The 3,873-nt window shown below is 59.2% G+C and carries 8 protein-coding genes; 6 read left to right on the forward strand and 2 right to left on the reverse strand.

Annotated elements, in window-relative coordinates; genetic code table 11:
* Positions 1 to 191 precede the first annotated feature (191 nt).
* Together WA943_RS01375 and WA943_RS01380 are read right to left on the reverse strand one after the other, a co-directional pair.
* Complete coding sequence (locus WA943_RS01375; protein ID WP_424467944.1) at positions 192 to 647, reverse strand: PaaI family thioesterase; 456 nt, start codon at positions 645 to 647, stop codon at positions 192 to 194.
* A 95-nt stretch (positions 648 to 742) separates the two neighbouring features.
* Complete coding sequence (locus tag WA943_RS01380) at positions 743 to 1,294, reverse strand: cold-shock protein (protein WP_424467946.1); 552 nt, start codon at positions 1,292 to 1,294, stop codon at positions 743 to 745.
* Positions 1,295 to 1,551: 257 nt separating this feature from the next.
* On the opposite strand from WA943_RS01380, the gene WA943_RS01385 reads away from it, so the two are divergent.
* The 6 genes from WA943_RS01385 to WA943_RS01410 form a co-directional block, all read left to right on the forward strand.
* Complete coding sequence (locus WA943_RS01385; protein ID WP_424467948.1) at positions 1,552 to 2,019, forward strand: Na+/H+ antiporter subunit E; 468 nt, start codon at positions 1,552 to 1,554, stop codon at positions 2,017 to 2,019.
* A gap of 1 nt (position 2,020) precedes the next feature.
* Positions 2,021 to 2,311, forward strand: a complete 291-nt coding sequence (locus WA943_RS01390; protein ID WP_424467950.1) for a monovalent cation/H+ antiporter complex subunit F — start codon at positions 2,021 to 2,023, stop codon at positions 2,309 to 2,311.
* Positions 2,308 to 2,658: a monovalent cation/H(+) antiporter subunit G gene (gene mnhG / locus WA943_RS01395; protein ID WP_424467952.1), complete on the forward strand. Its 351-nt coding sequence runs from the start codon at positions 2,308 to 2,310 to the stop codon at positions 2,656 to 2,658. Before WA943_RS01390 ends, mnhG begins: the two co-directional genes overlap by 4 nt.
* Positions 2,655 to 3,209, forward strand: a complete 555-nt coding sequence (locus WA943_RS01400; protein WP_424467954.1) for a DUF4040 domain-containing protein — start codon at positions 2,655 to 2,657, stop codon at positions 3,207 to 3,209. Before mnhG ends, WA943_RS01400 begins: the two co-directional genes overlap by 4 nt.
* Before the next feature lies 1 nt (position 3,210).
* Complete coding sequence (locus WA943_RS01405; protein WP_424467956.1) at positions 3,211 to 3,648, forward strand: Na(+)/H(+) antiporter subunit B; 438 nt, start codon at positions 3,211 to 3,213, stop codon at positions 3,646 to 3,648.
* Position 3,649: 1 nt separating this feature from the next.
* Positions 3,650 to 3,873, forward strand: a 224-nt coding sequence (locus tag WA943_RS01410) for an NADH-quinone oxidoreductase subunit K (RefSeq protein WP_424467958.1), incomplete at its 3' end; no start/stop codon positions are given.

Consider the following 3,873-nt stretch of genomic DNA (forward strand, 5'->3'; position numbering starts at 1 on the left):
CGTTTATCAACGGAAAACATAACTTACCACATGCGGGACTAAACTGCTCATCGTCTGCTTCCCTCGGTACACTTCTGATCGTAACCGAGCTTTCATGGCATATCTTCTTCGAGCGATCAGAATAGACTCGGCAAGTTTACCAGCTCTGTATACTGAGTAGTGTGTTCGAATAGCCCGTCTGCCATCCCGCCTCAAGAAACGACAGGCTCGCCCTCATCCGGCACCTTATGGCGTGACATCAGCTTGAAGACGCCTGTTGCCTTGAGGATTTGCCGCGAGCCCACATAAAGCTCCGCCTCGCAAAAGGCGACCGAGCGGGTTGCGCGGGTGATGCGGGCTGTGCCCTCCAGCCAGTCGCCGGGCCGGGCGGACGACAGGAAATCGGAATTCATCCGGATCGTCAGCGCGATTGTCTTCGTCGCCCGGAAGACCGCCGTGCCGAGCAGGCCATCGGCAAAGGACATCAGCATGCCGCCATGCGTGATGCCGCGCGAATTGCAGTGGCGCTGCTGCACGCGCACCCCGTGCCAGAAGCCGTCTTCCGTGACCTTGTGGTAAAAAGGGCCGTTATGGCTCGTATAGGGGCCGCGCGTCGTCGAGAGAACAAATCCCTCCGGCGGGTTGTGATCGATATCTGAACTGGACATGGGCTCTCGGTACTATTGGCATAAACAAGGCAATGCGCTCCACGGATCTCCCGCGAAGCGCCTGCATCATACCGAAGCCGTCGCCGCTGTCTCGCTTAACTGCCGTCAGGCGTCATCTCGGCGACCATCAGCCCCTTGGGGCCTTCGCCGAAGCGCACCTGAACTTCCTGCCCCGGCACAAGATCCCGCACACCGAAGCGCCGAAGCGTTTCCATATGAATGAAAATATCCGGCGTACCCTCGCCGCGCGTTACAAAGCCGTAGCCACGCGCGCGGTTGAACCACTTCACGATCACGGTTTCAAACTCACCGACCGGCACGACGCCCGCAACAGGTGAGCGCATATTCAGTGCACGAACAGATTGAGTTGAGCTTTTGATCGCTGTCGTGTCGTCAACCTCGAGAACACGGATCGCCTGAAACCCCTTGGGTCGGCGAACAGCTTCACAAACGACCGTCGCGCCTTCATCGAGCGCTTCACGGCCCATTTGTTTCAGACAAGACGAGTGTACGAGAACATCATCGCCACCATCATCGGGAATGATGAAGCCATATCCTTTGACCGCATCAAACCATTTGACGATGCCGCTGATCTCGATCGCCGCATCGACGATCCCCGTCGCGGATTGTTCTAATCGCTCTTCCATCCCCACCACGACTTCAGACCGGCAGTCAGTGGCCCATCGGCCTCAAAGGCACAACCGCCGGAGTTATCGCCCGGATCGTGGACCCCCACGCCCCCCCAGACACAATAATGACTATAACAGTGTCCATTATAATTTTAAAGCGGAAGGCCATTGCTTCGCTTTACGAACGCATATTATCTGCAAACAATATAAGATCGAAAGCGGTCGACAGGCGGGGCGGCAGCCCACCACCCATCCAGAGAAAGGCAAAAACAGGCATGGCGAAAGCAATCGCCCTCGGAGCGGCTTTGTTCGGATTCTGGCTCGTGCTGTCCGGGCATTACACGCCGTTTTTGCTTGTTATGGGCCTGATTTCCTCGGCGTTGTGCGTTTACGTCACCGTCCGAATGGGCTTGATCGACGCCGAAACCGTCCCGACACAGCTCAAACTCTCGCTTCCGCTCTACTGGCTCTGGCTCCTCAAGGAGATCGCCAAGGCCAATATGGACGTGGCGAAGATAATCCTTTCCCCGCGTCCGGCTCTTGGTCAGCAGTTCGTCCTTGTACCAACCAGCCAGAAGACCGAAATGGGCCGGGTCATCTTCGCCAATTCGATCACCCTGACCCCCGGAACCGTGACCGTCGAGGCTGGCGAGAACGTGCTTCTGGTTCACGCATTGTCCGAGCATTTCGTCGGCTCGTTTGACGATATGGACCGCCGCGCAAGCGCGGTCGAGGGCGCCTGAGATGGCCATGTTCGCAGCGGCGGCGGCCGCGCTTTTCGCTTCAATGCTCCTTGTTATCATTCGAAGCTTCGTCGGGCCGACGCTTTACGACCGGATTCTCGCGGTCAACTCCTTCGGCACTCTGACCGTTTTACTGATCGGCCTGCTCGGCTTTCTGACCGCGCGCCCGGACTTTCTCGACATCGCCCTTCTCTATGCCCTCATCAATTTCGTCGGCACCATCGCCGTTCTGAAATTCATCCGCCATCGGTCGCTGGGCTCGGCTCCGTTCAACGAGGGGGCCGGGCAATGAACCAGGCCCTTCTGATCGATGGTGCAAGCTGGCTTCTGCTCGGGCTTGGCGGCCTGATCCTTCTCATCGGCTCGCTCGGCATGATCCGCCTGCCCGACTTCTGGTCGCGCATCCATGCCGCCGGCATGATCGACACGATGGGCGCGGGCCTCATGCTTGCGGGCATGATGCTTCAGTCCGGTTTGACCCTCGCCACGCTGAAGCTCGCCCTTATCGGCCTTTTCATATTCATCGCAGGGCCGACGGCAACCCATGCCATCGCCAATGCGGCCTGGATCGCGGGCATCAAGCCTCATCGCATGGTGAAGGACGAGAGCGCCCGCCTCGACGAGAAGGTGTCGCCATGATCGTCGTCGATCTCATCCTTTTCGGCTTTCTCGTGCTCACGGCGCTCGCCATCGTCCGGCTCCGCAATCTCTTTGCCGTGACCATGCTGGCCAGCCTCTTCAGCCTTCTCGCGGCTGGCCTCTTCATCACGCTCGATGCCGCAGACGTCGCCTTCACCGAGGCTGCCGTCGGCGCGGGCATTTCGACCGTTCTGATGCTCGGCGCATTGTCGCTCACCGCGCGTGAGGAAAAGAAGGCCGTCCACAGCGCCTTCCTCCCGCTTCTTCTCTGCCTCGTCACAGGGGCCGCGCTGATCTACGGCACGCTCGACATGCCCGTTTTCGGCAGTCCCGATGCGCCGGTGCATAGCCATGTCGGCGGTCAGTACCTCGCCCGCAGCGTAGCGGATACCGGCGTCGTCAATGTCGTGACGGCCGTGCTTGCCAGCTATCGCGGTTACGACACGCTGGGCGAAGTCTCGGTGATTTTCGCCGCCGCCATTTCCGTTCTGCTTCTCATCGGCTTTCCGCGACGCCCCGACAAGAGTCAGGACAAGGACGGGGGCAAGTGACATGCATCACCATCTGATCCTGCGCGTCGTCGCGAAAATGCTTCTGCCGCCGATCCTTCTCTATGCGCTTTATGTTCAGTGGCATGGCGATTACGGCCCGGGCGGCGGCTTTCAGGCAGGCGTCATCTTCGCCGTCGGCTTCATTCTTTATGCGCTGGTTTATGGCGTCGAAGCCTTGATGCGCGTCGTCCCGCCGATGACGCTGGTCGCCTTCATGTGCATCGGGCTTCTGCTTTACGCAGGCACAGGCGTCGCCTCGATGCTTCTCGGTCTCGACTATCTCGACTATTCGAAATTCTCTCCCGATCCGGTTCATGGTCAGGAATGGGGCATTCTCATTGTCGAGCTGGGTGTCGGCATCGCGGTCGCGAGCGCCATGACGGCGATCTTCGTCGCCTTTGCGAGCCGCGAGCCCGAAATCGACGACAAGGACTGGTGAGATGGACGCAACCCTTTCCCTCATCGCCGGTCACTATAATTACTGGATGGTCGTCATCCTGATGATGATCGGCCTCTACGTCACCATCTCGCGCGGCAATCTCATCAAGAAGATCGTCGGGCTGAACCTCTTTCAGACCTCGGTTTTCATGCTCTACATCTCGATGGGCAAGGTCGCGGGCGGCACCGCGCCGATCCTCACCGGCAAGCCTGGCGAGGTCTATTC

The organism is Parvibaculum sp., from assembly GCF_049651025.1.
GTDB lineage: Bacteria > Pseudomonadota > Alphaproteobacteria > Parvibaculales > Parvibaculaceae > Parvibaculum.